Source organism: Flavobacterium polysaccharolyticum (assembly GCF_038739875.1).
In the GTDB taxonomy this organism is placed as follows: domain Bacteria; phylum Bacteroidota; class Bacteroidia; order Flavobacteriales; family Flavobacteriaceae; genus Flavobacterium; species Flavobacterium polysaccharolyticum.
This window is the reverse complement of sequence record NZ_JBCGDP010000004.1, coordinates 171,331-196,916: the sequence shown is the minus strand read 5'-3', so window position 1 is coordinate 196,916 and position 25,586 is coordinate 171,331. Positions and strand designations below refer to the sequence as shown.

At 34.8% G+C, this 25,586-nt stretch carries 25 protein-coding genes and 1 tRNA gene; 4 read left to right on the top strand and 22 right to left on the bottom strand.

The window, feature by feature from the left end; genetic code table 11:
* Window positions 1-10 precede the first annotated feature (10 nt).
* The 8 genes from WFZ86_RS05900 to WFZ86_RS05865 all read right to left on the bottom strand — a co-directional run bounded on the left by WFZ86_RS05900 (window position 11) and on the right by WFZ86_RS05865 (window position 7,401).
* Entirely contained in the window at window positions 11-268 is a 258-nt protein-coding gene (locus tag WFZ86_RS05900) for a hypothetical protein (protein ID WP_342691077.1), read from the bottom strand.
* 27 nt (window positions 269-295) lie between these two features.
* A complete protein-coding gene (locus tag WFZ86_RS05895; RefSeq protein WP_342691076.1) occupies window positions 296-1,105 on the bottom strand; it encodes a hypothetical protein in 810 nt (269 codons plus the stop codon).
* A gap of 156 nt (window positions 1,106-1,261) precedes the next feature.
* Entirely contained in the window at window positions 1,262-1,402 is a 141-nt protein-coding gene (locus WFZ86_RS05890; protein ID WP_342691075.1) for a hypothetical protein, read from the bottom strand.
* Window positions 1,403-2,046: 644 nt separating this feature from the next.
* Window positions 2,047-3,000: an IS1595 family transposase gene (locus WFZ86_RS05885; RefSeq protein WP_425402860.1), complete on the bottom strand. Its 954-nt coding sequence runs from the start codon at window positions 2,998-3,000 to the stop codon at window positions 2,047-2,049.
* A 633-nt stretch (window positions 3,001-3,633) separates the two neighbouring features.
* A complete protein-coding gene (locus WFZ86_RS05880; protein ID WP_342691074.1) occupies window positions 3,634-4,944 on the bottom strand; it encodes a M56 family metallopeptidase in 1,311 nt (436 codons plus the stop codon).
* On the bottom strand, window positions 4,941-5,315 hold the full coding sequence (locus tag WFZ86_RS05875; protein ID WP_342691073.1) for a BlaI/MecI/CopY family transcriptional regulator: 375 nt from the start codon (window positions 5,313-5,315) through the stop codon (window positions 4,941-4,943). Before WFZ86_RS05875 ends, WFZ86_RS05880 begins: the two co-directional genes overlap by 4 nt.
* A 3-nt stretch (window positions 5,316-5,318) precedes the next feature.
* Complete coding sequence (locus WFZ86_RS05870; protein ID WP_342691072.1) at window positions 5,319-5,750, bottom strand: toxin-antitoxin system YwqK family antitoxin; 432 nt, start codon at window positions 5,748-5,750, stop codon at window positions 5,319-5,321.
* Between the two features lie 262 nt (window positions 5,751-6,012).
* Window positions 6,013-7,401, bottom strand: coding sequence for a dipeptidase (locus tag WFZ86_RS05865; RefSeq protein ID WP_342691071.1), 1,389 nt, complete (start codon window positions 7,399-7,401; stop codon window positions 6,013-6,015).
* A 155-nt stretch (window positions 7,402-7,556) separates the two neighbouring features.
* Here WFZ86_RS05865 and WFZ86_RS05860 point away from each other — a divergent pair.
* A tRNA-Leu gene (locus WFZ86_RS05860) sits at window positions 7,557-7,638 on the top strand.
* A gap of 37 nt (window positions 7,639-7,675) precedes the next feature.
* On the opposite strand, the gene WFZ86_RS05855 is transcribed toward WFZ86_RS05860, so the two are convergent.
* Window positions 7,676-8,380: a hypothetical protein gene (locus WFZ86_RS05855; protein ID WP_342691070.1), complete on the bottom strand. Its 705-nt coding sequence runs from the start codon at window positions 8,378-8,380 to the stop codon at window positions 7,676-7,678.
* A gap of 288 nt (window positions 8,381-8,668) precedes the next feature.
* Between WFZ86_RS05855 and WFZ86_RS05850 the strand changes: the two genes are divergently transcribed.
* On the top strand, window positions 8,669-9,166 hold the full coding sequence (locus WFZ86_RS05850) for a hypothetical protein (RefSeq protein WP_342691069.1): 498 nt from the start codon (window positions 8,669-8,671) through the stop codon (window positions 9,164-9,166).
* A gap of 95 nt (window positions 9,167-9,261) precedes the next feature.
* Here WFZ86_RS05850 and WFZ86_RS05845 read toward each other — a convergent pair whose 3' ends face one another.
* The 8 genes from WFZ86_RS05845 to WFZ86_RS05810 all read right to left on the bottom strand — a co-directional run bounded on the left by WFZ86_RS05845 (window position 9,262) and on the right by WFZ86_RS05810 (window position 16,260).
* The gene (locus WFZ86_RS05845; protein ID WP_342691068.1) at window positions 9,262-11,022 is read right to left on the bottom strand and encodes a DUF885 domain-containing protein; all 1,761 of its coding nucleotides are present in this window, start codon (window positions 11,020-11,022) and stop codon (window positions 9,262-9,264) included.
* Window positions 11,023-11,071: 49 nt separating this feature from the next.
* The gene (locus tag WFZ86_RS05840) at window positions 11,072-11,434 is read right to left on the bottom strand and encodes a nuclear transport factor 2 family protein (protein ID WP_024982192.1); all 363 of its coding nucleotides are present in this window, start codon (window positions 11,432-11,434) and stop codon (window positions 11,072-11,074) included.
* 65 nt (window positions 11,435-11,499) lie between these two features.
* Window positions 11,500-12,402 (bottom strand): pseudouridine synthase, encoded by a 903-nt coding sequence (locus WFZ86_RS05835; RefSeq protein ID WP_315155358.1) that lies wholly within the window; start codon window positions 12,400-12,402, stop codon window positions 11,500-11,502.
* A gap of 241 nt (window positions 12,403-12,643) precedes the next feature.
* On the bottom strand, window positions 12,644-13,600 hold the full coding sequence (locus WFZ86_RS05830) for a geranylgeranylglycerol-phosphate geranylgeranyltransferase (RefSeq protein WP_342691067.1): 957 nt from the start codon (window positions 13,598-13,600) through the stop codon (window positions 12,644-12,646).
* A gap of 21 nt (window positions 13,601-13,621) precedes the next feature.
* Window positions 13,622-14,560, bottom strand: coding sequence for a mevalonate kinase family protein (locus WFZ86_RS05825; RefSeq protein ID WP_342691066.1), 939 nt, complete (start codon window positions 14,558-14,560; stop codon window positions 13,622-13,624).
* A gap of 13 nt (window positions 14,561-14,573) precedes the next feature.
* Window positions 14,574-14,876 (bottom strand): type II toxin-antitoxin system RelE/ParE family toxin, encoded by a 303-nt coding sequence (locus WFZ86_RS05820; RefSeq protein WP_342691065.1) that lies wholly within the window; start codon window positions 14,874-14,876, stop codon window positions 14,574-14,576.
* On the bottom strand, window positions 14,876-15,097 hold the full coding sequence (locus WFZ86_RS05815) for a hypothetical protein (protein WP_342691064.1): 222 nt from the start codon (window positions 15,095-15,097) through the stop codon (window positions 14,876-14,878). The genes WFZ86_RS05820 and WFZ86_RS05815 overlap by 1 nt, the downstream gene beginning before the upstream one ends.
* Window positions 15,098-15,141: 44 nt before the next feature.
* Window positions 15,142-16,260: a diphosphomevalonate decarboxylase gene (locus tag WFZ86_RS05810; RefSeq protein ID WP_342691063.1), complete on the bottom strand. Its 1,119-nt coding sequence runs from the start codon at window positions 16,258-16,260 to the stop codon at window positions 15,142-15,144.
* A 205-nt stretch (window positions 16,261-16,465) separates the two neighbouring features.
* On the opposite strand from WFZ86_RS05810, the gene WFZ86_RS05805 reads away from it, so the two are divergent.
* Together WFZ86_RS05805 and WFZ86_RS05800 are read left to right on the top strand one after the other, a co-directional pair.
* A complete protein-coding gene (locus tag WFZ86_RS05805; protein WP_342691062.1) occupies window positions 16,466-16,891 on the top strand; it encodes a QcrA and Rieske domain-containing protein in 426 nt (141 codons plus the stop codon).
* 62 nt (window positions 16,892-16,953) lie between these two features.
* On the top strand, window positions 16,954-17,430 hold the full coding sequence (locus WFZ86_RS05800) for a TspO/MBR family protein (RefSeq protein WP_342691061.1): 477 nt from the start codon (window positions 16,954-16,956) through the stop codon (window positions 17,428-17,430).
* Between the two features lie 11 nt (window positions 17,431-17,441).
* Here the strand turns inward: WFZ86_RS05800 and WFZ86_RS05795 are convergent, their stop codons facing one another.
* The 5 genes from WFZ86_RS05795 to WFZ86_RS05775 all read right to left on the bottom strand — a co-directional run bounded on the left by WFZ86_RS05795 (window position 17,442) and on the right by WFZ86_RS05775 (window position 25,538).
* Window positions 17,442-18,647: a BaiN/RdsA family NAD(P)/FAD-dependent oxidoreductase gene (locus WFZ86_RS05795; RefSeq protein ID WP_425402859.1), complete on the bottom strand. Its 1,206-nt coding sequence runs from the start codon at window positions 18,645-18,647 to the stop codon at window positions 17,442-17,444.
* The gene (locus tag WFZ86_RS05790) at window positions 18,644-19,387 is read right to left on the bottom strand and encodes a glycerophosphodiester phosphodiesterase (protein WP_342691060.1); all 744 of its coding nucleotides are present in this window, start codon (window positions 19,385-19,387) and stop codon (window positions 18,644-18,646) included. The genes WFZ86_RS05795 and WFZ86_RS05790 overlap by 4 nt, the downstream gene beginning before the upstream one ends.
* A 246-nt stretch (window positions 19,388-19,633) precedes the next feature.
* Window positions 19,634-21,298 carry an alpha-amylase family glycosyl hydrolase gene (locus WFZ86_RS05785; protein ID WP_342691059.1) on the bottom strand — a complete coding sequence of 555 codons (1,665 nt, stop codon included), beginning with the start codon at window positions 21,296-21,298 and terminating at the stop codon, window positions 19,634-19,636.
* A 3-nt stretch (window positions 21,299-21,301) separates the two neighbouring features.
* Window positions 21,302-23,665 carry a glycoside hydrolase family 31 protein gene (locus WFZ86_RS05780; protein WP_342691058.1) on the bottom strand — a complete coding sequence of 788 codons (2,364 nt, stop codon included), beginning with the start codon at window positions 23,663-23,665 and terminating at the stop codon, window positions 21,302-21,304.
* Between the two features lie 34 nt (window positions 23,666-23,699).
* Complete coding sequence (locus WFZ86_RS05775) at window positions 23,700-25,538, bottom strand: glycoside hydrolase family 13 protein (protein ID WP_342691057.1); 1,839 nt, start codon at window positions 25,536-25,538, stop codon at window positions 23,700-23,702.
* Between the last annotated feature and the right edge of the window lie 48 nt (window positions 25,539-25,586).

Below are 25,586 nucleotides of genomic sequence, written 5' to 3'. Positions count from 1 at the left end.
TTTTAATAAGTTAAATTAATTCCCAATCTATGGATGCAGTATTTTCGTTTTTAACATCTGCAATCCATGCATGTCTATAATTTTTAGTGGCAAATTTTTTTAATTCGTCTCTATCTAAATCAAAGTTGTCTTTTATAGCAATAAACATTTTATGATCTCTACCATCAGCCTTGACGAAATAATTATTGTCAGTAAATTTGACATTAGAAAAACCGTTTTTACCTAACCATTTTTCAACTACAACTTTTTTTTCCTCTATACTATTCATACATTTTTATTTAAAATGTTAATACTCTTACTCTATTGTAATATTCAAAGCTTTCGCAGTGAATTTTTTGATTGTTGTTTTGTAACCTTCCAAACTATGATGACTAGGTTGTTTATATATTTTCTTTATATCAATAAAATCTTGATATGAAGCATTTATTTCTTCAAAATAGATATGTTCACGTTTCAATACCAAAATTTTCATATGATCTTCTGTGTACACAGGTGAAATTGACGGCAAATATAAATCAAAAATTTTTGTTGAACTTAAAAACATTTTATTAACAGAAAGTAATGACCCTAAAAAGCGTTCAAATTTTTTAGCTCTAATCCATTCATCGGAAAAAGCAGTTGAACCTTTAAAATTTAATTCCCAATATGTATCTATATCATAGTCTTTAATCTCTTTTAAATATAAAGCTACGTAAAAATCTGCTTCGATATCTATCAAACTCATAAAATCTGATCCAAAATAATCTTTAATTTTTACAGCATCGTCTTTATTTGGTACTTTTTGAACAACGAGATGAAAGTATTCATGTAAAATTACAACCTCAAAGAAATCATATCCCCAAGCATTAAGATTAAGAGGATTGAATGAAACTTTTTGAGCCCCATCACTATTATAAACTTTCATAATCCAATCTCCTGAGCCTGGTGGTTCTATGGTTACATCTTTAATATTAAATAAAGATTCTGTAACTTTTTCATTAATTAACCATTTATTGAATTTTTCTAATTCTTGTAATAATCTATCCCTGTCGTTTGGTGGGATTTCTAACTGATCATCAAAATTAGCTAATTCATCGTGAGGATTACCCTTATCTATATCTTTCATAAAAAACAAATATAATTTTTAAAAGTACTTAAATGTTATTTGTAAAGATATAATAAATAAGAAAATATTAACAATAAAAACAATATAGACACCTGATTATTGTTAATAAATTGTAATATTCTAAAGAAAAATTTTCAATTATAAAAAAAACCGCCTTTACTCAGACGGTTTTTCTTTTTCTACAGTTTCATTCTCATTAACAACTTCTTCATTGTTGTCAATTAGATTCTCTATAACTGTTTGTTCCTCTTCTTTAGTAGCAAAGCTTTCTTGGATATGATCTGAAAGATTTTTCATGGTATATTTGTTTAAAATTATAGTTTATATATAATTAAACAAATATCACTGTTATGACCTGAAGGAATTCGAGGTGGTAATTGTTACATTGATGTAATAAAATATGCTACATAGTAATATATTGTATTACTATGTAGCATATTTTGCTACTTTTAATTACTTTTGTAAAGAAACCACCAGAGCCTGCAAACAGGTCTAGTGGTTTAAAAGTTAATTACTTTTTAAATGCAAGGACTAATTTTCTAATTTCCTTGACAAGGTGGGTGACCTGAGATAATATCAAAGACCCACACATTGCATATAGTATTTTCATAAGACCGAAAATAAAAGGGATTTATAATTCCAACTTTAAAACCAAAAGTCGCAAGCTTTTGGTTTTTTTATGGCTTCAGATGACTTACTCGTCTGCATTACAAATATACCCTATTATTAGAGAAAAATCTAATGCATGCATAATGCTAAAAACGATGTAATAATTACGAAAAAATGCACTTTAATTGCACCCCCTAATGCAATATAGTATTCGTTTTCATTCGTTTTCGTGCACTTTTTTGCTTTCTAATGTTTTAGAATTGTTATCAACATAATTGTTAACAATCATGCGAGTTATTACTATATATTTTTATATAAATCTTCATCATTTACTAAGCAATTAACTGCTTATACATTAAACGTTCATTTGCATTTAATAAGGATAAATTAAATCTTTCACCATCTGTGATCTTACGTGTATTATATCGATATGCAAATTCATCACAATATCTATGTAGGTGTTTCGGGCTTGTTACATGATAAACTCCAATAATACCTCTTTTTAAATGACTCCAGAATCCTTCTATAGTATTAGTATGGTATGGTCCCATTTTATATACACCTTTGTTATGTTTAATAACTTTGTGTTTGTAATCTTTTGAAAGACCATTGTAAGCTAACCATCCATCAGTTACAACAATTGAGCCTTCTGTAACCATTGCTCTAATTATTGGTTTTAATGTCTTGCCTTTAGTATTTGGTACAACCTTCGTATATACAAGACCATTACAAATCATACCAAATACAGGAACTTTTGTTTTAAGACTTCTACCTTGTGTGTTTTTTACTCTTTTCTTTTTGCTTTTATTTTTACCTCCAACATAAGTTTCATCAATTTGTGTAAGCCCATCAAAAGGAACTACAATAGTGTCTATGAAAGAATTACGTATTCTACTTAACATATACCAAGCTGTCTTTTGTGTAACGTCTAAATCACGATGTAACTGTAAACTGCTAATTCCTTTCTTATGTGAAGTGAATATGTAAATAGCCATAAACCATTTACGCAATGATATATGTGAACTTTCAAACATTGTTCCAACTCTTACAGTAAATCTTGATCTACAATCTTTACATTTGTAAAGTCCTTTGAATACTCCTCTTGTTTTTAATTTGTAGTGATATTCGTTTTTGCTTCCGCAATGAGGGCAAACTGGTTCGTATTGCCATCTTAGTTTTTCTAAAAATTCTCGACATGCAGTTTCAGTATTCAGTTCGTCAATCATATGCATCATAGATTTAAAAACCTTTGCATTATCTAATTCATTATCAATTATATGGGTCATTTATGTTTTATTAAAATTAATAAATATTGATTAAGCGTGTACAAATCGCACTACAACTTGTTAACAGATTTCGAAATCAAAGTACTGTAAATCTGAGGCTTAACTCAATGATGTTGTTTAATTTCTTATAATTGAAAAACCAACTTACTGCCAGGTAAGTTGGTTTTCAAAAACAATTAGAAAATTAGACTTAGTAAATACTCCAAGATTATTGAAAGTAAAGCTTGAGGCATGTGTTTAAAAAGAATGGTTTTCCAATTTGACTTAATCAGATTGAATAAGGTTTTCAATTGATTTTCGATTTGCTGTCTCACAGCGGAAATGTAATTGCGCATAGTTTAATTGATTTAATAATTCAACCAATTGAACTACATTGTCAAAAATTTTAATTCAGTTTTGAAAAGTTTGAAAACCAGTTCGTAATGAGCTGGTTTTGTAGCGTTTAATGTGTTTTTATTTGATTTTAAAATGATGTAAAACAAAAAATCCAGCTCGAAGTGAGCTGGATTTTTTGTTATAAACGCGAGGTAAACGCTATTTTGAGTATTTTTGAGAATGAATATATACTAAAAACAAAACCTATGTTTTAAGGATGTGCTGTGTTGGTACATTCAAGTATATAGGTATCTTAAATTATTCTTGTATTGCTATTGGTAAACTGTATTCAACACGAACAGGAACACCAGCTTTTTTAGCAGGAATCCATTTTGGAGAAAGTTTGATTACACGAGCAGCTTCTTCTCCAGTGCCAAATCCCATATCTCTCACGATATTTACATTAGTGATAGTTCCATCTTTTTCGACTATAAATGTTGTGTATATTTTTCCACTGCCTTTGAAACCATCTGGTAGGTTGTAATTTTGTCCAACAAATTGGTAAAACTTCTCCATGCCTCCCGGGAAATTGGGTTTTTCAGTTACCTGTGTGGTGTTTAGAATTCTTGTTATTGGTGCTTTAGGAATTACTTTTTTTATGGTAGCTTTATTTGATTTGTTACTACTTTTTTGAATCAAATTGTTTTTCGGTTCTTTTGTCTTTTCATTTCCTTTGATTGTTTTCTCTTTTTGGTTTTGTTTTTTCGTTTGTACTTGTGCTACACTATCAATGCAGAAATAGCAGAAAAGTGCCGTAAAAATTGGTAATAGCGCCAGCTGTTTGCCTAGTATTATTCGTTTCGAAGAATTTCGACTCATCATTAGAAAGCGTTTTTTGGTGACTTGAAAATTTAAATTACTGGCTAGATACAAAGGAGGGTTGCAACTCGCTTTGGATAACAATAGCGATTGATAAAATGGAATGTTTTTGTACGATTGCACCACTTTTTCATCAGCTAGGAATTCATGATTGAGTTGTATGGCTTTTTTGTATAAAATAAACAAGGGATTGAACCAAAAGATAGTTTTTATCAATTCTATAAATAGAACGTCTAAGGTGTGCTTTTGATTGACATGGGTCATTTCGTGTGCAAACAATTCTTTTTCAATTTTACGTTCTTGGTATTCCGCTTCATTGATGAAAATGGAATTCATAAAAGTATGTGGTAATACGGGTTCTTGAAGCAATACTAAAGTTGCGTTTTGAAACGATAGTGTTGCGTTATTCTTTTTTAATTGATAAAAAGTGATAATATTTCGAGTAAATCTAAATATCAGAATCGCAGTTACTAAGACATAAATACCCCATAGTGTTTGTTCTAGATAGCTTGTTTCTTCAGCAAGTATCATAGTTCCACCTGAAAAGCTCATTGGAATTGGAGCAGCAACAGGAGTAGTGATTTCTTCAATAATTTCAATCGAAATAAAAGGAATTAGAAGTGAAAAAAGTAAACTAGTTAATAGGTAAAACCGATTGAAGTGGTGCATCTTTTCTTTTTCTAGAAAAAGCTGATATACTACCAATAGGATAGTCGCAGCGATAGTTGAAGTTAGCAAGTACTGTATCATGATTTCTTTTTTTGGATTTCGTTATCGATGATTTTTTTTAATTCCTCAAGTTCTCTGGCGGTTAGGTTCGTTTCTTTGGTAAAAAACGAAGCAAATTGAGAAGCTGAATTATTGAAGAAATTACTAATTAGGCCATTGACGTGTTTAGAGAAATAATCGTTTTTGTCAATCAATGGGTAATACTCTCTAGAGTTGCCATATTCTCTGTAAGCTACAAACTGCTTGTCAATCATTCTTTTTAATAAGGTAGCAATCGTTGTTGTAGCAGGTTTTGGTTCTGGGTAGGCTTCAAGTAGGTCTTTCATAAAGGCTTTTTCGAGTTGCCACAAATGCTGCATCACTTGTTCTTCGGCGTTGGTGAGTTGTTGCATAGTTTATTGTTTTGTGTTTTTTATTTCTTTTTCTGAGATAAGTTCTCCATGGTCATACAAGCGGGTCATGATTAAATTTTTCTTGGTGTCGAAATACTCCCATTGGCCGGAGTAAAACCAATGAATGTCTTTGTCTTTTTCAATCAATTTTGTAATTCCTTTGGCTTGAAGCGCTCCATTCGGATGGTAATGGAGGACTTTGCAATACTCTTTCTTATAGGTTTCTTTTTTGATGATTTTGCCATTGGCATAATATTTCCATTTTTTGACTGGCTCTCCTTCTTTATATCTTCCAATGGATTTGTATCGAATAGTGTCCAAAGTATACTCTTCGATCCATTTGCCGTGCATTTTCTTGTCTTTCTTTTGATTGATGTGTTGTACTTGGCAACTACATAAAAGAAACAGTACAAATAGTAAGATTGGTTTTGTCATTGCTCTACAGAATAATACATTGCTCTACAAATGTAGAATAAAAAATAATATGTGCAACAAAATGATTAACTTTTTTTAAATGAGTGGTTTATAAACGGTTTTGCGTAAGGGGTAGGAGCGGCATCCTTTTTGGGACTCGCTTTTTCGGCGAGGGCCAAAAAGATATAGCGGATGACCCGACCCGCTTTTTCTGCGGGTTACGCCCAAAAAAAAACATCCGCTCATTCTGGAGAACGAGCGGATGTTTATGTAAAAAGAGTGTTTATTTGCTTAACTCTACAAAATATTTATAGAAAAGTGGAATGGTTTCGATTCCTTTAAGGTAATTGAAAATTCCGAAATGTTCGTTTGGTGAATGAATCGCATCGGAGTCTAAACCAAATCCCATCAGGATAGTTTTGCTTTTCAATTCTTTCTCAAACAAGGCTACAATTGGAATACTACCTCCAGAACGAACAGGAATGGCTGGTACACCAAAGGTTTCGGTGTAGGCTTTATTAGCGGCTTGATATCCAATGCTGTCGATAGGAGTCACATAACCTTGACCACCGTGATGAGGTTTAACCACTACGCTAACTCCAGCTGGAGCAATACTTATAAAGTGTTTCGTGAACAAATCGGTAATCACTTCCCAATCTTGATTAGGTACTAAACGCATCGAGATTTTCGCATAAGCTTTGCTAGCAATGACCGTTTTGGCGCCTTCTCCTGTATAACCTCCCCAGATTCCATTTACATCTAGAGTGGGACGGATTGAATTACGCTCATTTGTTGTGTAGCCTGTTTCGCCATATACATCGTTAATGTCAAGTGCTTTTTTGTAGTTTTCTAAGCTAAAAGGTGCTTTGCCCATTTCGGCTCTTTCTTCCAGAGATAATTCTTCTACATTATCATAGAAACCTGGAATGGTGATATGATTGTTTTCGTCGTGAAGCGAAGCAATCATTTTGGATAAGATGTTGATTGGGTTGGCTACAGCTCCACCGTATAAACCAGAATGTAAATCACGGTTTGGACCAGTCACTTCGACTTCTACATAACTCAATCCGCGTAATCCTGTAGTGATGGATGGTTGCTGATTAGAAATCATTCCCGTATCTGAAATTAAAATCACATCATTTTTTAATTTCTCGGTATTGTTTTCTACAAACGTTTTCAAGTTGACGCTACCTACTTCTTCTTCACCTTCTATCATAAATTTGACATTACAAGGTAATGTATTGCTTTGAACCATGTATTCAAAAGCTTTCACGTGCATATACATTTGGCCTTTGTCATCGCAAGAGCCACGAGCAAAAATAGCCCCTTCTGGGTGAATAGTAGTGGGTTTAATTACGGGTTCGAAAGGAGGAGATGTCCACAATTCAATAGGATCTGCGGGTTGTACATCGTAGTGTCCGTAAACTAAAACCGTTGGTAAATTAGTGTCAATGATCTTTTCACCATAAACAATAGGATAACCTGCTGTTTCGCAAATTTCAACGAAATCACAGCCTGCTTTTTCTAAACTAATTTTTACTGCTTCTGCTGTGTCTAGTACATCTTGAGAAAAAGCGGTATCAGCACTAACTGATGGAATTCTTAATAATTCGACTAACTCATTGATAAAGCGTTCTTTATTTTCTTGAACGTAACTTGTTCTGTTTTCCATTTGGATGATTAATTTTATCAATTCAAAAGTACAAAAAATAGATTATTAATTTTTTACAAAATTTACTTTGAAAATTGGAACTTATGCTTATATTTGCACCCACAAACAGTAGTTCACCGAACGCCTCTTTAAAATAAAAGTTTAGTTATGTAATCGCGGATATGGCGAAATTGGTAGACGTGCCAGACTTAGGATCTGGTGCCGCAAGGCGTGTAGGTTCGAGTCCTATTATCCGCACAAAAAAGCTTCTCATTTGAGAAGCTTTTTTTATGTTTTAAAGTGTGCTCAAAAAATGAGTGGTTTTTATCATGTCACTTTCATCAGATAAATCAATTTTATTGTCTTTTAAATAGGATTTGATTTCATTGGTATGTGAAGGGTATAAAGCAAGTAATTTTGATTTTGACGAAGGAAATTCAATAATTTTTTTGTCTTTTTGCTCCAATAGATAAGTGCTTTTAATTGAGGTAAATTGTGGTTTGCTGTTCAATTCAAAAGAGGTTTTTGCTACTTTACCTTCTTTAAAATCGATTTTATCACGTCGTAACAAAGCCAACTTGTTGTTGTTTATTAACTCAAAAGCATAAGCCAAAGCCTCCTCACTTTTTTTATCTACTATGGTAATTAATCTAAGTTTTTTACGATCATAATTCATGTATATAACACCATAAGCAGGATCTTTTGATACAGTGTATATTTCATTAGGATTTTTTTCTACTTCGATTACATCGTCAAAAGCATTGTATCGTAAATTCATTTTTGATTTTACTCCCTCTATTTCAGAAGGAACGAATTCTTTGTAGATGTAAGGAGTACCTTCTATATCTTTAAAGAAAGTCGCTCTATAATCTTTATTGGCTTGTATTACGCTTAAATTATAGTAGATTGGTGCAATGTTTTGATCGGTACCACCTAAAGTTTGAGCGAAAGAAAAGTTGCTAATAATAATAAATAAACAAATTAGTGCATTTGGTTTCATGGATGTCGATTTTGTTTTTTGTTAATATTGTACAAACTATAATTCAATATTACATATATTTTGATTAATAAACCATCTATTTTTGTTTATTATGATTCAATTTATTTTTTGTTCAAATAAAAAAACAGTACATTTAGCACTTCAACGATAAAATATCACACTTTGTCGATTATTTAAAACAAATTTACATAACTAGCCCTGCTTTTAACTGACGTTTCCATGACGAATCTGGTAAATCATTTTAAAAATTTAATCTCAAACGATTTGTTTTTGAAATTGTCGATTTACTTGGATGAAAGAGATTCTCAGCTAAGAAAAACCATTGAAGCTAGCATTTGTACTGTTTTAGTTGGAATCATGAAGACTAAAGATTTTGATAGTTTTTTACTTTCATTGAATGAACTAGATACTGCTTTTGAACATCAATTAAATGACTGTTATTCAAAAGAAAATTTGTTTTCCTCTGGACTAGTGTATTTAGAAAAACTTTTTCCATCCAAAAAAGAAAGAATTTCAGAGATGATTTCTAATGAAATTTGTGTAAAGAGTGAAACAGCTCGAGCTATTTTGAATTTGGCATCTATTTTAGTTATAAATAATTTAAAGAAAGATCCACCGAAAAATTTACTTCCGCTTTTAGAGTCTCAAACCGAAAATTTATATAGGTTTCTGCCAAGAGGTGTTAAGCTTATTCTTGGTTTGCCAAATGAAGAGTATACTCCAAATTCCTCTTTTGAAAAAGAATCCACCCTTTTTGGTTTCTCATTTTTTCGTTTAAGAAAGTAGTGTTTTTTTATATAGATTTCTAATTTATAGTTAATTATAGTAGCCATTAAAGGGATATTGATTACTTCAATATCCCTTTTTTTATATGTAAAAAATTATTTTTTTTCAATCCAATTATTAATTTTTGTTTCTAGTAAGGCTAAGGGCAAGCAACCCGATTCTAATACTTTTTCATGATATTTTTTAATATCAAATTCATTTCTCATTTTGGTTTTTGCACTTTCTCGAAGCTCTTTTATTTTGAGCTGTCCCATTTTATATGAAAGAGCTTGACCTGGTATAGCCATGTAACGTTCTATTTCTGCAATTATGCTAGCTTCGTTCTCGGCTTCGTTTTCTAGTGAATATTTGATGGCTTGCTCTCTGGTCCAGCCTTTGCTGTGAAGTCCTGTATCGACCACCAAACGGATGGCGCGATGCATTTCGTTGCCTAACATCCCAAAATATTGATATGGGTCTTTATATAATCCCAATTCTTTGCCTAAACTTTCTGTATATAATGCCCAGCCTTCTCCATACGCGCCAAACCAATTGTATTTTCTGAAATCAGGTAAATTAGAATTTTCTTGTTGTAACGATACTTGAAAATGATGCCCTGGGATGGCTTCATGTAAAAACAAATCTTCATCACCATACACATTGTAGTTTTTAACATCTGGAATTGGGACGTAAAAAATTCCCGGACGGCTACCATCTGCTGTGCCTTGATTATATTCGGCACTAGCAGTTTTTTCTCGAAAGGCTTCGGTTCTTCTTACTTCAAATTTAGTTTTGGGTTGTAGTGAAAATAACTGATTGACTTTTGGTTCAATAATTTTATGAATGCGATTGAAATTAGCAATTACTTCTTCAGGTTGATTAAAAGGCATCAATTCTTTTTTGTTTCTCACTTCATCAAAAAAGGCTAATAAGCTTCCTTTGAATCCCACTTGTGCTTTTACTTTCTCCATTTCTCCTCGAATTCGCGCTACTTCTTTCATACCCAATTCGTGAATGGCTTCTGGAGTGGTGGTAGTTGTAGTCCACTGTTTGGCATAGCTTGCGTATAATTGCTTACCAAATCGCAGACTGCCTATTCCACTCGTAGTCCTTGAAGCGGGTAGGTATTTAGTTTTTAAAAAAGCAGTCATTTTTTGATACTGTGGAATCAGTTTTGTGGTAATTACCGAATTGTATTTGTTGGCAATATCTTGTTTTGTACTAGCAGAGAAGGTAGATGGTATTAGTTTTACCGCTGAATAAAATAAATTATCCTCAACTTTCGCGGTAGGCATTTGTTCAAATTGAGGAATCATTTTCTGTGTTAAAGCTTTGGGTAACACTACTCCTTCTTTGATGCCTTTTTTCATGTAGACCATTGCTGAATCAATCCATTGACTATATAATTCCATTCTTTTTAAGAAGTTGTTATAGTCTTTTTCGGTTTTAAAAGGTTGAGCTCCAGTACCACCAGCCATTTGTCCGATTGTTAAATGCGTGCCTTCAAACTGGCTGATAGGTATTAAATTAGTTGGGTATTCTAACATCTCTTTGCCCATAGCAATTTCCCATTTTATAATCTCAAAACTGTTAAGCTCTTCCTCTGAGAGTGAGGTGGTATCTATTTCGTTCAACGCTTTTTCGTATTTTTCATAAAAAGCTTCTTGTTTTTTTCGGAACGAATCGGTCATTTCAAATTGCAATTGGTCATTGTATTCGTTTTGACCATTTTGTGTGGCGCCAAGTGGATTTAAAACATTTTTGTCATCAAAGTAACTCTTGGTTAGTGCAGTAAAATCAGTAGCATTCGCTTCTTTTTTGCAGCTAATAAAAAGTATAGATAGCGCAAAAGTTAATAGGAATAGGTTTTTTCTCATTTTGATTAGTTTAAAACAACAGTAAAGCTACTTTATTTTTTTGTTAATTTTATCCGTGATAGACTCTCGAAGCTATAATTTTTTCGTTTTTAACTTCTAAAACTTCGGCTACAAGCATATTGTCTTCATTGTCGACCATTCGAATGTATTCCATAAATACTCGATCGCCATTAGCAGTAAGCGAGGTTACTTTGTAGTGCAAACTCGGAAGTCTTTCAAAAGCCTCCTGCCACCATGCTCTTAAGGCATGTTTTCCGGATATTAGACCTTGGGTTTCAGGTTGACGTACTTTGAGTTTTGGACTAAAGTGTATGGCTTCGTCATCATAAAGCGACAACAATTTTTCTAACTCTTTATTATTAAAACAGTCAAACCATTTGAAAGCAATAGAGTTTAATTTTTCTGGACTCATAAGTTTTGAATTAAAAAATCCCATTGCAATTGGATTGTAATGGGATTGTTTAGTATTTATTTTTGTTAAACGTTTTTCAAATTGATGATTTCTTGATCCGTTAGTAATCGCCAATTCCCTCTTGGCAAATTTTTCTTGGTCAAACCAGCAAACGAAACACGATCGATGCGTAACACATCATAACTGAATTGTTCAAAAATAGAACGTACTACTTTTACATTGGCAGAACGTAGTTTTAAACCCACTTCGCTTTTTGCCTCGTTTTCTATGTAGCTAACATCTTCTACAAAAACACGGTGTCCATCAATAACCAAACCTTTGTTGATTTTTTCTAAATCTTCAAATTTCAAGTTTTTATCTAAGGAAACTTGGTATATTTTGGAGGATTTCTGATTCGGTAAAGTGAATTTTCGAATCATATCGGTGTCATTGGTAAATAATAACAAGCCTGTAGTATTTTTGTCCATTCTGCCAATCGGTGCAATTTTGGCTGTAGTAGAACCTTTTACCAATTCCAAAACATTACGGTATTCTTGACCTTCATCAAGTGCAGTGGTAAAGTTTTTAGGTTTGTTCAATAAGATGTACACTTTCTTCTCTGGCGTTAAAACTTTTCCGTCAAAGTTCACTACATCTGTTGGTTTTACTAGGTATCCCATTTCGGTTACGGGAACACCATTTACCTTTACATTACCAGATTGAATGTAAATATCCGCATCACGTCTCGAACAAACGCCTGAGTTAGAGATGTATTTATTCAAACGAATTTCGTCTTTTTCTTTAAGTCTTTTAGCTACTTGATTGGGTTTTTTAACCACTTTGTCTGCTTCTTCAATTTTAGCAGTAGGTTTTGCTTTTTTAGGCCCTTGTGCCCTTTTTTGCATCGCAGGTTTTGGCTTATTCGAATTGGGTCTTGAACCTGCTGGCCTTGCTCCGCCTCGTTTGTTGTTGCCTTCCTTATTATTCATAATAATCTCTAATTTGGTGCAAAGATACTATTTATATCCTTGTGAAACGATTTTCGATAATTAGAAAACGATAACTAACTAATTTATAGTAGTTAAGTAGGATTTTTTAGTAAGGAGATTTGTTTTAGGAGCTGTTTCCTGCTGTCCACTATATCTTTACTGCCGAACCCCGGCAGTAAAGGATGCCGTTCCCATCAGGGCTAGGGAATCCTGCAATAAATAAGGTTTTGGATCAAAGAAGTTACTGCTTCAATAACCAATTTTTGCCGTGCCAAAGTACACTTGGGTTAATCAAAACAATACAAAAAACTCCCGCTACAATCAAAAATTTCAAGATGTTGTGCAATCTAATGTAGTGCGGTTTGTTGTTTGATTGCCACAATAAAAGCAGAAAAAATAACAGTACAATTAAACAGCTATAAAAGTAAATATCCATATACCCCACATCATACAGCTCTATCAAAATATATACAGGAACCAACGTCAATAGCGTTAATCCCGTACTGATTTTTTTGGACCAATTTTCTCCATAAAAAACAGGAATAGTGTGATAATTATTAGCCAAATCGCCTTTCAAATTTTCTAAATCTTTTATCAGTTCCCGAATCAAAATCAATAAAAATAAAAAGGAAGCGTGGGCGAAGATTACTGCAAAATGATCTTTGTGACTTTCCAAGTCTTCAATCGAAGTGGGTTGATAATAATACAAAAGAATGGCGAAAAACGGCCAAACCGCCAGCAAGGCCGCTGATAAATTTCCGGCAAAGACAATTTTCTTCAGCTTATGTGAATAAAACCAAATCAAAAAAATGTAAAGTGAAAAGAATAAAAAGGCGCGCCAAGAAATGAATAGTGCCATTAATGCTACGATGAAATTCAAGGCAAAATACACTTGAAGTTTCGTTTTCTGACTCACCAAACGATCCAACATCGATTTGTTAGGTCGGTTGATTAAGTCCTTTTGACTGTCATAAAAGTTATTGATGATGTATCCTGAGGCTATGGCAATTGCTGAAGCAAATACTAAAATAAAGATATTAAAATCCAATAAAATACTGAGTGCACGTTGCTCTGGCGCCATAATAAAAATAGCTGACAAATATTGCGCAATAATTATGATTGGAATGTTGTACCCTCGAATAACAGAGAACAAACTAACGATTTTTGATAACAATAGCTTTTGCTCTCGTTGCATCATGAATGGCTTCTGAAAGTTTTTTTAGAATTGGTACACTACTTCAAGTTTGTAGTCTTTTAAAGATGCTTTGGCACGTTCCAAGTCTTGAGTAAAACCAAGAATGTAACCGCCGCCTCCAGAACCGCAAAGTTTTAAGTAATAGTCATTCGTCTCAATTCCTTTTTGCCAAATACCATGAAATTCTTCTGGAATCATTGGTTTAAAATGACTCAACACTACTTTAGATAATTTTTTAGTGTTGGTAAACAAGGATTTGATGTCGCCACCTAAGAAATTTTCTACACAAGCATCTGTGTATTTTACAAACTGTGTTTTTAGCATAGTTCTGAACCCTTGGTCTTTTAGGTTTTCCATAAAGATATTTACCATAGGAGCTGTTTCTCCTACAATCCCAGAATCTAGTAAAAACACAGCGCCTTTACCGTCAAAACTTTGAGTTGGAATACCTGTGGCTTCAATATTATCTTTAGAATTGATTAAAATCGGAATGCTTAAGTAGCTATTCAACGGGTCTAAACCAGAACTTTTTCCGTGAAAAAAGCTTTCCATTTGAGAGAAAATAGTTTTTAAAGCTAATAATTTCTCACGCGTTAAGTTTTCTAAAACAGTGATTTTATGTTGTGCGTATTTGTCATAAATAGCAGCTACCAAAGCTCCACTACTTCCCACACCATAGCCTTGTGGAATGCTAGAATCAAAAAACATTCCCTCGTTCACGTCTTTTTGTAAAGTAGCAATGTCAAATTGTACCAAATCAGGTTGCTCTGTTTGTAAGGACTCTAAATAGCTTACAAATCGTTTCAAGTGACCATTGGACGCTATCGCCTCTTGCGAAGGATTGTCCTCTTTTTTAAGGGCACCATTGTAAAAGTTATAAGGAATCGATAATCCTTTGGAATCTTGAATGATTCCGTACTCTCCGAAAAGTAATATTTTGGAGTAAAATAAAGGTCCTTTCATACGTATAGTGCTATTATTTTATTTTCTTAATTTTTGTTGGGTCTTGTCTAGTGTCAAACACAGCCACGACAACGATATGCTTTTGGTTAAAATGATAAAAAAGACTAGTTTGTTTGGTAATTACTCCTTTTCGGATTTTTTTATTAAGACGCGAAATAGGAAATAATTCTGGATTCTCAACTAGTAGTTGTAAGGTATCATTTATTTTATTTGCAAATTTTATTTTCGTGTTTTCATTCCATCTTGATTGTAAATAATCAAAAATAGTTATCATCTCCAATTGAGCCTTTGGAGTGATTACAACCGTTCTTTTCATTACTTCAAATAAGGTTTGATAAATTCATCAAACGAAACGAATTCTCCATTTTCATATTCTTTCAATGACTCATTGATTTCAAACTGTTGCTCTTGTGTCAGTTCTTCCCAAAAATCTTTTTTCGAAGCATTGAAAATCTTTTTAATGGCGGCAACAATAGTTACATCTTGCGTTGCTTCCAATAATTTTATTAATTCCAGTTTTTCTAATTCAATATCCATAACCGTTTCATTAGAGATAGGTGTCAAAGATAGCAAAAAACAGTTTACAATGTTGCAGCACCAAACCCAATTTGGTCACAAAGGTACTGACCATTTTGACAATAGCCAACTAATTCACTTTGAATAAATTGTAAAACAGATTCTTTTACGTTTTCAGGGTACAAAACGTGTACATTTGCCCCTGCATCTAAGGTAAAGCAGACAGGTATTTTGGTGGCCGCTCTGAATTTCCAAATGGCGTTGATAATCTGTAGCGTGTTAGGTTTCATTAGAATGAAATACGGCATCGAAGTCATCATCATCGCGTGCAAGGTCAACGCCTCGCTTTCTACAATTTTGATGAAAGCCTCCAAATCACCATTCTCGAAAATTGGAATTAATTGGTCAATATTCTCATGTGCTTGTTCAAAACGACGTGCAGCGAAAGGATGATTGTGCATTAAATCATGACCCACTGTACTCGATACTTGTTTTTCGCCTTTGTCAACTAACAAAATAGTGTCTTGGTAGTTTTCAAAAACCGAATGTACTTTTCCTGAAAAAGGTACACCAAAAAGGTTCGAACTTCCTTCAATATTGGCTTGGTTTCCCCAAACTACCAAATTTCCTTTCACGCTTCTGCAAGCACTTCCTGAACCTAAACGTGCCAGAAAAGAAGCTTTTTGATAAAAATAATCTTCGGTCATTTCAGGGTTTAATGCTTTTTCAATACTCATAAAATTCATAGCCAAAGCCGCCATCCCCGAAGCCGAAGAAGCAATTCCAGAACTGTGCGGAAAGGTATTTTGTGTATTGATTGTAAAATGATAGTCTTTTAAAAAGGGCATAAATGGAGCAATTCGCTCTAAAAATTTCTGAATCTTTGGCTTAAATTCCTCTTTGGGCTGACCTTCAAAAAGCAAGTCAAAAGAGTAATCGATTGGATTGGTTTCGTTGATAGAAGTCGAAAGGTCTTTCTTTTCAAAAGCTACACTAGTAATGGTTTTACAGTTATTTAGTGTAAAACTGATAGAAGGATTGGCTGGTATTTGATGTCCCAAATCGTCTCTTTTTCCCCAGTATTTGACTAAAGCAATATTACTTGGTGCACTCCATTGAAAAATGCCTTTTTCTATGTTGTGTGTATAGGCCGATGTTGGAATAAAAGCGTTGGTTGTAGTCATGAAAAATAAATTTGAGCAAAGATACTTTTTTTGATTTATAGTACTTTAAAATTATTTTTTATAACTTTCTTCTTGCTATTTTTATTTTGTAAATAATCAATTTTAATTCGATACTATTTATTTGTAATTTAGGCTGTTGATTTATTGCTGTTTATCTCTTTTGGTTTTTTGCATTCATTTAGTTTTAAATTTAAAAACAGGAAGTATGACTAGAAAAGAATTTTTTGCTCGTGTAGGTTTTGGTGCTGCAGCTGTATTAGTTCCAGTTTGTATAACAGGTATAGCTACAAGTTGTTCCAGTGATAATTCGATTGGGGGTAATCCTCCACCAACAGGAGTTGATTTTTTGGTCGATGTGAGTACTGGCTCATTAGCGACTAATGGTGGATTTATGGTTACCAAAGAAATTGTAATTGCTCGTACTTTGACTGGTGATTTTCTTGCGGTTTCAGCTTCATGTACCCATGCAGCTACCAATGTAAATTATAGCGCTAGTGGTAATAAATTTGTTTGTCCTACTCATGGATCTGAATTTAGTAGTACAGGCGTAGTGACATCGGGTCCAGCTACCAGAAACTTGACAGTGTACAATACCACATTAAATGGGAACTCGCTAAGGGTTTTTTCTTAAGTAATAGTCTGCTATTTATTTTACAATTTATACATTTGGAGAAATTTCTTTATAGTCTTCAAATGAATAAAATTACTCGAATCCTTACCGTAGTTGTTACTTGTCTTGCAATAGGCTATTTTTCTGGAATGGTTACACGTCAGGCTATATTGGATTGGTATCCTACGCTTGTAAAACCTTCTTTTAATCCACCGAATTGGGTTTTTGCGCCTGTTTGGAGTTTGTTGTATGTGATGATGGGTGTTGCCGCGGGTTTGGTTTGGGATAAAATCGAATGGAATCGACCGATTATCAAAAAGGCTTTGACGCTTTTCGCGATACAATTAGCGTTGAATGCCTTGTGGTCGTATTTGTTTTTTGGTTTGCATAATCCTTTTTTAGCGGGAATCGAGATTGTCTTATTGTGGTTGATGATTTATGAAACCTATCTTCAGTTTGCTAAAATCAATAAAATTGCAGGCTATTTATTGTTGCCTTATTTTGCTTGGGTAAGTTTTGCTACGGTATTAAATATAAGTATTTGGTGGTTGAACAAATAGTTTTTTTAAATTTAACCCACCGCATTCGCCACAATAAACCCACTCGTCCAAGCATTTTGGAAATTGAATCCGCCTGTGATGGCGTCGATATTGACAATTTCGCCTGCAAAATAAAGGTTGGGGTGAATTTTACTTTCCATAGTTTTAAAGTTGATTTCCTTTAAATCAATACCACCAGCAGTAACGAATTCTTCTTTGAAAGTACTTTTACCATTGATGGGGAAAACACTATTAGTGAGCTGTTGTGCCAAGTGTTGCAACTGGGTTTTGGACAAATCGGCCCATTTGGTTTCATTGCTGATACCAGCGGCAAGCACCAAACTTTCCCATAAGCGGTTGGTGAGTTCAAACGGTGATTTTTTGGCGACTGTTTTTTTAGCTTGTTCTTGTTTTAGAGTTTTCAATTGCGCGATGGCTTCTTCGGTATCGATAGTATTGAGCCAATTCACCAAAAGCGTAAATTGATAGTTTTTGTCGTGCAAAATGCGCGCACCCCAAGCGGATAGTTTCAAAATAGCGGGGCCACTCATTCCCCAATGGGTAATTAAAAGTGGTCCAGTAGCTTCGAGTTTGGTGTCCTTCACTCTTACGGTTACTTTTGCTGAAACACCTGGCAATTCTTTGATTCGGGGGTCTTTGGTGTTAAAAGTGAATAAAGAGGGCACGGGTGGAATGATGGCGTGGCCAAATTCCTGTAGCATCTCCCAAATTTTCGGGTTACTTCCCGTAGCTAAAATCAAATTTTCGGCTTGATAATTTTGATTTTGGGTGTCAATTTTCCAGTAGTTATCTTTTTTGAAAATAGATTGCACACTCTGACCTGTGAGGACTTTGATGCCCAACTGTTGGGTGGCTTTTAGAAAACAATCAATGATGGTTTGAGAAGAGTTCGAAACGGGAAACATTCGGCCGTCGTCTTCAATTTTGAGGGCTACACCGTGGCGTTCAAACCACTCGATAGTGTCCCCAGAGCAAAATTGATGGAAAGGACCTCGCAATTCTTTTTCGCCTCTTGGATAAAATTTTACGAGTTCGTTAGGTTCAAAACAAGCGTGGGTCACATTGCAACGACCGCCACCTGAAATGCGTACTTTGCCTAGCACTTCGGCGCCACGTTCTAAAATGGCTACTTTGGCTTTTGGATTTCTTTCTACAATGTTGATGGCAGTAAAAAAACCTGCAGCGCCACCTCCCACAATTAAACAGTTGTACATCATCGTAATCTTTCGGGAAAATTACAAAAAATTCCATCGACACCCAATGCGATTACTTTTTTAATGTCTTCAGGTTCGTTGACGGTGTACGTATTGATTTTAAATCCTTCTTGGTGAATGCGTTTTACATTTTCGGGTGTGAGGGTTTTGAACCACGGATTGATGGATTGTGCCTTTAATTGCCGTGCCATTGGGAGTGCGTCTAGCGGATTTTCTTCTGTTAAGACGTCAATGGCTATTTTGGAATCGAGTTTTCGATAGGTTTCTAATTCGTTCCAAAGGAAACTGGAGATGATGAAATCGGTTTTATTCCAACCTTTTTTGCCAAAAGCAGAAACAATTTTATGTGTAGCTTCGGCGGTATTTTTGCCTTTTAATTCGATATTCAAAGGGACTTTTCGGTCGATGGTGGTGATGATTTCTTCTAGCGTTGGAATGTGATGTCCGCCTTTTACGATTACTTTTTGCAAGGCTTCGAAGGTGTAGTTTTCTATCGGACCTTTTGCATTGGTGAGGCTATCCAAAATATCATCGTGAAAGACCATAACTTCTCCTGTTTTGATGACAAATACATCAATTTCGATGCGGTCGACGCCCATCGCTAATGCTTTTTTAATCGCGGGAATGGTGTTTTGGGTTTCGTGTCCCATAGCGCCTCTATGGCCTATGTTGAGTGGTTTGTGCATAGTAGTACAACTGGTTAATCCAATAAAAATAAGCCAAAGATACGGTTGAAGTTTCATTTTTTTCTTTTGGTCTAAAATAGGAAAAAGCAATTACTTCTTGATTAAATACGAGGTTATCATTGTTTTATGTTTTTTGTAAAATTAACCGCAAGGTTCGCAAAGATTTACGCAAGGAACGCAAAGTACAAAAGCATTGCTTCTTGTTTCTTCTTGGTAAAAAAAAACACCACAAATTCGCAAATTATACTCCCTACTTGGGAAATGAATTTGCGAATTTGCGGTGTTTAAACTTTTATGAAATTTCTATTTTTTGGCCTCTAAAAGCACAAAAGTAAAAGTAGAATTGATCGTTACTTTTCCATTGGTCACTTTTGCTTCTTGATTAGAATAAGCATCGCGAAGAAGGGTTCCCTCTGCGAAAATTGTGCCTACGGGTATTTCTTTGGTTCCAAGATTCACATCTAAAGCAATGACCACTTGGTCGGTGAAGTTTCCATTTGAAAAATAACGGCTAAAGGTATAAGGAGTAGCCGAGATTTGTTTGTGAACTCCAGCTCCGATTGCAGGATGGTTTTTTCTGAACTGTCCTAGTTTTTGCCAATGCGCCAATGTTTTTTGGGTTTCGGGATTGGTTTTGATGGCTTTCCAATTCATAAACGAGCGTAAAGTGGCATCGCCTTGTGTACCTTCGATTACCAAGGAACGCCCAGATTCATCACCATAATACACTTGAGAAATTCCGGGAGAAAGCAATAGTTTTGTCCCGCTTTCGATGGTTTTTTCTCTTTTGGCATCGAATGGACCACCATCGTCGTGAGAGGATAAATAATTCAGCACGCTATACCCTTGCAACTCGTTGTTCAGCTTGGAAGAGTATTTAGAAAAAATGAATTCATAGTCTTTTTGAGCATCCCATTTGAACTCAAAATTGATCATATTGTTGAAGCCATTTTGGAAGTAATTGATTTTTTTGTCTCCAAAATCAAAATCTTGTCCACCACTAATACCGTAGTTATATACCTCGGCAATGGTGTAAAAAGAGTTGTTGTCTAATACTTTTGACGGGTTGTTTTTCTTCCAAACCTCAAAAGCATAATTGCATTCTTTTTGGAAGGCTGCCCATACTTTTTCGTCTGTATGTTTTACGGTATCGGCACGGTAGCCATCAATTCCAAATTCAACGATATAATCTGTCAACCATTTGATGATGTAGTATTTTGGCGCTCTTGGATAGCCGGTTCTTTTGAAAAAAGCATCTAATGAAGCCATTTCTTTTTCGTAACGGCCTTCTTTTTTCCATTTTTGAATTAAGAAAGTAGGAAGGGCTACTTCTTTTTCGCTTTCGGTTTTTACGTCTGGAAGATTGGCTACTAGCGTACAAGCGGTAGTTCCTTCGAAAGTTTTGTAATCGCATTGAGGAGAAGTTCTAACCCACTCGCTTGGCCATACGGGATCATTTGCTGTTACAGGTCCGGTGTGGTTAATTACGCCGTCTAATACAATTCGGATTCCTTTGGCGTGCGCTTTTTTAACTAAATCTGCTAAGTCTTTTTTGGTTCCAAAATTAGGATCTAAAGCCGTCCAATCTTTGGCCCAATACCCGTGGAAACCATAGCTTAAACCCGTTCCTTCGTCTACACCATCGTGAATTTGTTCTACAATTGGTGTCAACCAAATGGCATTAATTCCTAGTTTAGTAAAGTAGCCTTCTTCTATTTTTTTGGTGATTCCTTTAATATTTCCTCCCTCAAATCCGCGTAGTTTTCCCGTAGTTTTGGTTCGGTCAAAATAAATTTCTTTCTTATTGTTATCGTCATTAAAACGGTCGGTTAGTAGGAAATACAAATTGGCACCTTCCCAAACAAAGGGAGTAGTTTCTTTTTTTGAAGAACCCTTTTTTTGAGCATTAGTATATCCGCAGAATAATGAGGATAGGGCGAGTGTTATGGCTAAAGCTTGTTTTTTCATTATTTATTGAATTTGAATGATGGTTGATTTGTCTTTGGTTACAGGAATCGAAACAGTGATGGTGTTCGATTCTTTTGTAAATGGTGTTACGACTCCGTTTACTTTTATTTGAGTGGTAGTAGTAGCGTTGTGCAACACCAGATTCGCTTTTTTGTCTTTTGAACTATAGGTTTTTCCAACTTGTGTTGCTACGGTAATGGTAGTCACTTTGTCTTTAGAGTTGGCTTTGAAATTGAGTATTTCATAATTCCCTTTTTCAAAAGCATTCGCCGTTAATCCGTCGTCGTTGTAGAGCTTGCCTTCGCTGTTTGGTGTTTTCTCATCCATAAAATAATGCAAGTCAAAAGTGTCCAAACTATATTTTGTGGTATTTTGAATGGTTTTTATTCTTGGAATAAAAGCGCCTCCGCGAACAAAAACTAGAATATGATCTGTGGCAGTAGCTACTTCGGCAAAGGAACCGCCAATGTATTTGCTGTCGTTGTAAAAATCGAACCAATTGTTGTTTTTTGGAAAGTACACCGTAGCCGATGTTTTTCCAGAATCAGTTATGGGTTGCACTAAGAAATCATTCCCCCATAAATACGTGTTAGCTGTAGTTTGTAATTGTTGATTATCGGGTTCTTCAAAGAATAAAGGACGCATCAATGGTGTTCCTTTTTGGTTATTCTCGAAAGCCAAAGTGTAATTGTAAGGCAGCAATTGGTATCTCAATTCCACTTGTTTTTTAGCATTGGCTTTGGTTACAATATCTTTAAAAACAGGTTCAGAAGCCACATCTTCTTGCGCGTGAGGTCTGAAAATAGGTTGGAAAACACCGTATTGTAGCCATCTAGTATACAATTCATTGTCAAAATAATCTCCTGCAAAACCGCCTAAATCCGAATGCATATAGCCCATTCCTTGCATTCCCATTTGTAAAGAAATTTCGGTTTGAGGTTTTAATCCTCCCCAAGAACGGCTTACATCTCCAGACCAAGGGATCATACCAAAACGTTGTGAGCCTGAATATCCAGCACGCATTAAGATAAAAGGTCTAGTGTTAGTGAATTCTTTTTGATACCCTTCTGCAATGAGTTGGGCCCAATTGTGTCCGTAAATATTATGTACTTCATCTGCCGAACCGCCGCTTGTAATTGCGGCAGATGGGAAAACTTCGGGTTCGCCCAAATCGCCCCACAAACCACCAACTCCTTGATTGATCAACGTTTTGTAAATATTCCAAAACCATTGTTTTCCTTCAGGTTTAAAAATATCGACTATTCCAGTGTTGCCAAAATAAAAATCATACGTAAATGGTTTTCCTTCTTTGTCAACGGCTAAGACTTTTTTGTCTGTGGCTTCTTTCCATTTTGACGAAGTCGTTAAAATAAATGGTTCGGTTATTACTACTGTTTTAACTCCTTTTTTATTTAAATCGTCCATCATTTTAGTGGGATTAGGAAAATTGTCTTTGTCCCAATCTAAATTTCCCATCGTTCCTTGCACGGTTTTTCCAAACCAATATAAATCCAAAATAATGGCATCTACTGGAATTTCGTCTTTGATGTATTTGTCGATGGTTTTATTGACTTCGTCTTCGGTATGGTAACCAAAACGGCTAGAAAAATTACCCAAAGTCCAACGAGCAGGTAATGGTTGTTTTCCTGTCAAGTTGGTGTAGTTGTCAATCAAATCTATCCAATTGTCCCCTGCAATTACTTGATAGGTCTTTCTTCCAGAAATGGTTTCGTAAGCTAGAGTGTTGTTTTTTTGGCTGTCCAAATCCAAATAGCCGATTGGTGCATTGTCAAAATGAACCGCATATATTTTGGATGAAAGGACCAAAGGCATAGTGAAATTCATCAATTCAGAACGTGTTTCATAACCATAATGCGCTCTGTTGTACAACTGAAGGCGATTGCCACGACGGTTCATTCCTAAAACTCTTGCGCCTCCTCCATATAAAACCTCGGTAGCGTCTAAGTTGAAATCTAGAATTTCATTGTTTTCTTTTTTGAAATAGCCTGTTTTTTCCGAAATCAGTTCTTTGTTGTTGAACCAATAACTTATTTTGAAAGGAGATTTTTGAATAATGACTTTAATTCCTTTTGTTGCCAATTGTAATTCGGTAGTTGTTTCGTTGATTTTTCCAATCCCTTTTTCGGGCTTTACTACTACTGCGTGAGAAACAGGATTTTGTTTTTCTCCGTTGGGCACAAAAGAGGTTGCTATAATTTTATCCGAATAAGGCTGAATAAAATAGACTCCATCCGAAGTTGTGATCTCTAGTATTTGATTGTTTTTCTTGTAACTCTCGAATTTTCTATTGGCATTTTGTGCCAATGCGATACTAGAGATTAAAAGAAATAGAATTATTTTCTTCATGGTATTTCATTTAAAATAATAAAGAAGCTCCTTTTTAATTGAGTTCTAAAATGATAGCGGTTTCTCCTTCGAGAGTAAGTTCTTTGGTCAAATCGATTGTTTTGTTGTCTAACACTGATTTTCCGGAAGTGGTGTTTTGAAGGTTTTCTTTAAAACGGGCTAAATTTATTGTTTGAGATTTGCTGTTATTGTTCAAAACAACCATAACTGTTTTTTTGTCCGTGTGTCTAAAATAGACATAGACATTGTTTTCTGGGATGTAGTGGGTTGTTTTGCCAAAATGAATGGCGTCATTGGTTTTTCGCCATTGGAATAATTTGGAAGTAAACACAAAGAATTTTTCTTGTTCTGGCGTTCTTCCTGAAGCTGAGAAAGCATTATTTGTATCTCCTTTCCAGCCTCCCGGGAAGTCCTGACGAATAGCTGCATCACCATCTTTGTCTTTATTTCCTGCCATTCCAATTTCAGAACCATAATAAAGTTGTGGAATCCCTCTACTGGTAGCTAATAGCGTCATAGCCATTTGGTACTTTTTAAAATCATTTTTGTAGATTTCATTGAAACGCATCGTATCGTGATTTTCTACAAAAGTTAGAATGTTATTGATGTTTGGATACAGAAAATCGTTAGTAAAATTATCATATACTTTCACTATTCCTTTGTCCCAAGATGCCTCGTTTTCGTTGAATACAGTACTCACGGCATCATGTAAAGTAAAATCCATTACTGAGGGTAAGTACGAATTGTAATTTTGTATCGCACCTATTTTACTGTCTTTTTGCCAATATGCCATTTGCGCTTGTTGGTGCATCCAAACTTCGCCCACAATGTTGAAGTTGGGGTATTCGTCTGTAATGGCTTTGGTCCATTTGGAGATCCCTTCTTTGTCGCAGTAGGAGTATGTATCTACTCTAAAACCATCTAAATCGGCATATTCTATCCACCAAATTGCATTTTGAATAAGATAGTTTAAAACTAGAGGATTGGATTGATTTAAATCTGGCATTGATTTTACAAACCAGCCATCCATACACATTTTGGCGTCTATTTTTGATGCATTGCTGTCAAATTGAGTGGTCATTTTATAATTGGTTTGTGCGTAACCCGGAAATTGATGTAACCAATCATAAGTTGGTAAATCTTTGATCATCCAGTGTTCGGCTCCCCAGTGATTGGTCACGTAGTCCATGATTAATTTCATGTCTCGTTTGTGTAATTCTGCCGCCAGTTGAACATATTCTTCATTGGTGCCAAATCTTGGGTCAATTTTGTATACATCAGATTGACCATAGGTATGATACGAATAAGCTTTGTCATTGTCTTCACAAAGAGGAGTTGGCCATATTGCTGTAGCCCCAAGTTCTTTGATATAGTCTAAATGCTGAATCATCCCTGCGATATCGCCTCCATGTCTCCCGCCTGGTTTAGTTCGGTCGTATTTTTCAGTAACAGTTGGATCGCTATCATTTTTTGGGTTACCATTTGCAAAACGATCCGACATGATAAGGTAAACGACATCTGAGGCATCAAAACCTTTGCGTTGTGAAGAATTTGTTTTTCTTTCTTTAATACTATATTTTTTTGTAAAACTTGTTTTTTTGTTTTTGCTGAATGTGAAGAGAAGTTCTTGAGCAGGAATGTTTTTGGTGTCAATAGTGACAAAAAGATAATTAGGATTTTCAGTTTTTTTGATTTCTTTTATGGGAATGTTATTCGAAACTGAAACCTCATTTTCGGCAATATTTTTGCCATAAAATAAGATTTGAACTTCTGATTTATGCATTCCAGTATACCAAAATGGGGGTTCCACTCTACTAATTTGAGCGAATAATGGACTAGTCATGATAAGACAAAATAGGAGTATTTTTTTCATTTTTATATAAATTTTAAACCCTTTCAAAGTAAACTCTGAAAGGGTTAG

What these genes read in the sequence shown, in the direction of transcription:
- WFZ86_RS05880 (WP_342691074.1), bottom strand. Translation starts at nt 4,944, where the DNA reads ATGATACAGTACTTGCTAACTTCAACTATCGCTGCGACTATCCTATTG.
- WFZ86_RS05870 (WP_342691072.1), bottom strand. Translation starts at nt 5,750, where the DNA reads ATGACAAAACCAATCTTACTATTTGTACTGTTTCTTTTATGTAGTTGC.
- WFZ86_RS05785 (WP_342691059.1), bottom strand. Translation starts at nt 21,298, where the DNA reads ATGAAAAAACAAGCTTTAGCCATAACACTCGCCCTATCCTCATTATTC.
- WFZ86_RS05875 (WP_342691073.1), bottom strand. Translation starts at nt 5,315, where the DNA reads ATGCAACAACTCACCAACGCCGAAGAACAAGTGATGCAGCATTTGTGG.
- WFZ86_RS05800 (WP_342691061.1), top strand. Translation starts at nt 16,954, where the DNA reads ATGAATAAAATTACTCGAATCCTTACCGTAGTTGTTACTTGTCTTGCA.
- WFZ86_RS05775 (WP_342691057.1), bottom strand. Translation starts at nt 25,538, where the DNA reads ATGAAAAAAATACTCCTATTTTGTCTTATCATGACTAGTCCATTATTC.
- WFZ86_RS05890 (WP_342691075.1), bottom strand. Translation starts at nt 1,402, where the DNA reads ATGAAAAATCTTTCAGATCATATCCAAGAAAGCTTTGCTACTAAAGAA.
- WFZ86_RS05825 (WP_342691066.1), bottom strand. Translation starts at nt 14,560, where the DNA reads ATGAAAGGACCTTTATTTTACTCCAAAATATTACTTTTCGGAGAGTAC.
- WFZ86_RS05830 (WP_342691067.1), bottom strand. Translation starts at nt 13,600, where the DNA reads ATGATGCAACGAGAGCAAAAGCTATTGTTATCAAAAATCGTTAGTTTG.
- WFZ86_RS05845 (WP_342691068.1), bottom strand. Translation starts at nt 11,022, where the DNA reads ATGAGAAAAAACCTATTCCTATTAACTTTTGCGCTATCTATACTTTTT.
- WFZ86_RS05855 (WP_342691070.1), bottom strand. Translation starts at nt 8,380, where the DNA reads ATGAAACCAAATGCACTAATTTGTTTATTTATTATTATTAGCAACTTT.
- WFZ86_RS05895 (WP_342691076.1), bottom strand. Translation starts at nt 1,105, where the DNA reads ATGAAAGATATAGATAAGGGTAATCCTCACGATGAATTAGCTAATTTT.
- WFZ86_RS05865 (WP_342691071.1), bottom strand. Translation starts at nt 7,401, where the DNA reads ATGGAAAACAGAACAAGTTACGTTCAAGAAAATAAAGAACGCTTTATC.
- WFZ86_RS05815 (WP_342691064.1), bottom strand. Translation starts at nt 15,097, where the DNA reads ATGGATATTGAATTAGAAAAACTGGAATTAATAAAATTATTGGAAGCA.
- WFZ86_RS05805 (WP_342691062.1), top strand. Translation starts at nt 16,466, where the DNA reads ATGACTAGAAAAGAATTTTTTGCTCGTGTAGGTTTTGGTGCTGCAGCT.
- WFZ86_RS05790 (WP_342691060.1), bottom strand. Translation starts at nt 19,387, where the DNA reads ATGAAACTTCAACCGTATCTTTGGCTTATTTTTATTGGATTAACCAGT.
- WFZ86_RS05840 (WP_024982192.1), bottom strand. Translation starts at nt 11,434, where the DNA reads ATGAGTCCAGAAAAATTAAACTCTATTGCTTTCAAATGGTTTGACTGT.
- WFZ86_RS05795 (WP_425402859.1), bottom strand. Translation starts at nt 18,647, where the DNA reads ATGATGTACAACTGTTTAATTGTGGGAGGTGGCGCTGCAGGTTTTTTT.
- WFZ86_RS05820 (WP_342691065.1), bottom strand. Translation starts at nt 14,876, where the DNA reads ATGAAAAGAACGGTTGTAATCACTCCAAAGGCTCAATTGGAGATGATA.
- WFZ86_RS05900 (WP_342691077.1), bottom strand. Translation starts at nt 268, where the DNA reads ATGAATAGTATAGAGGAAAAAAAAGTTGTAGTTGAAAAATGGTTAGGT.
- WFZ86_RS05780 (WP_342691058.1), bottom strand. Translation starts at nt 23,665, where the DNA reads ATGAAGAAAATAATTCTATTTCTTTTAATCTCTAGTATCGCATTGGCA.
- WFZ86_RS05810 (WP_342691063.1), bottom strand. Translation starts at nt 16,260, where the DNA reads ATGACTACAACCAACGCTTTTATTCCAACATCGGCCTATACACACAAC.
- WFZ86_RS05885 (WP_425402860.1), bottom strand. Translation starts at nt 3,000, where the DNA reads ATGACCCATATAATTGATAATGAATTAGATAATGCAAAGGTTTTTAAA.
- WFZ86_RS05835 (WP_315155358.1), bottom strand. Translation starts at nt 12,402, where the DNA reads ATGAATAATAAGGAAGGCAACAACAAACGAGGCGGAGCAAGGCCAGCA.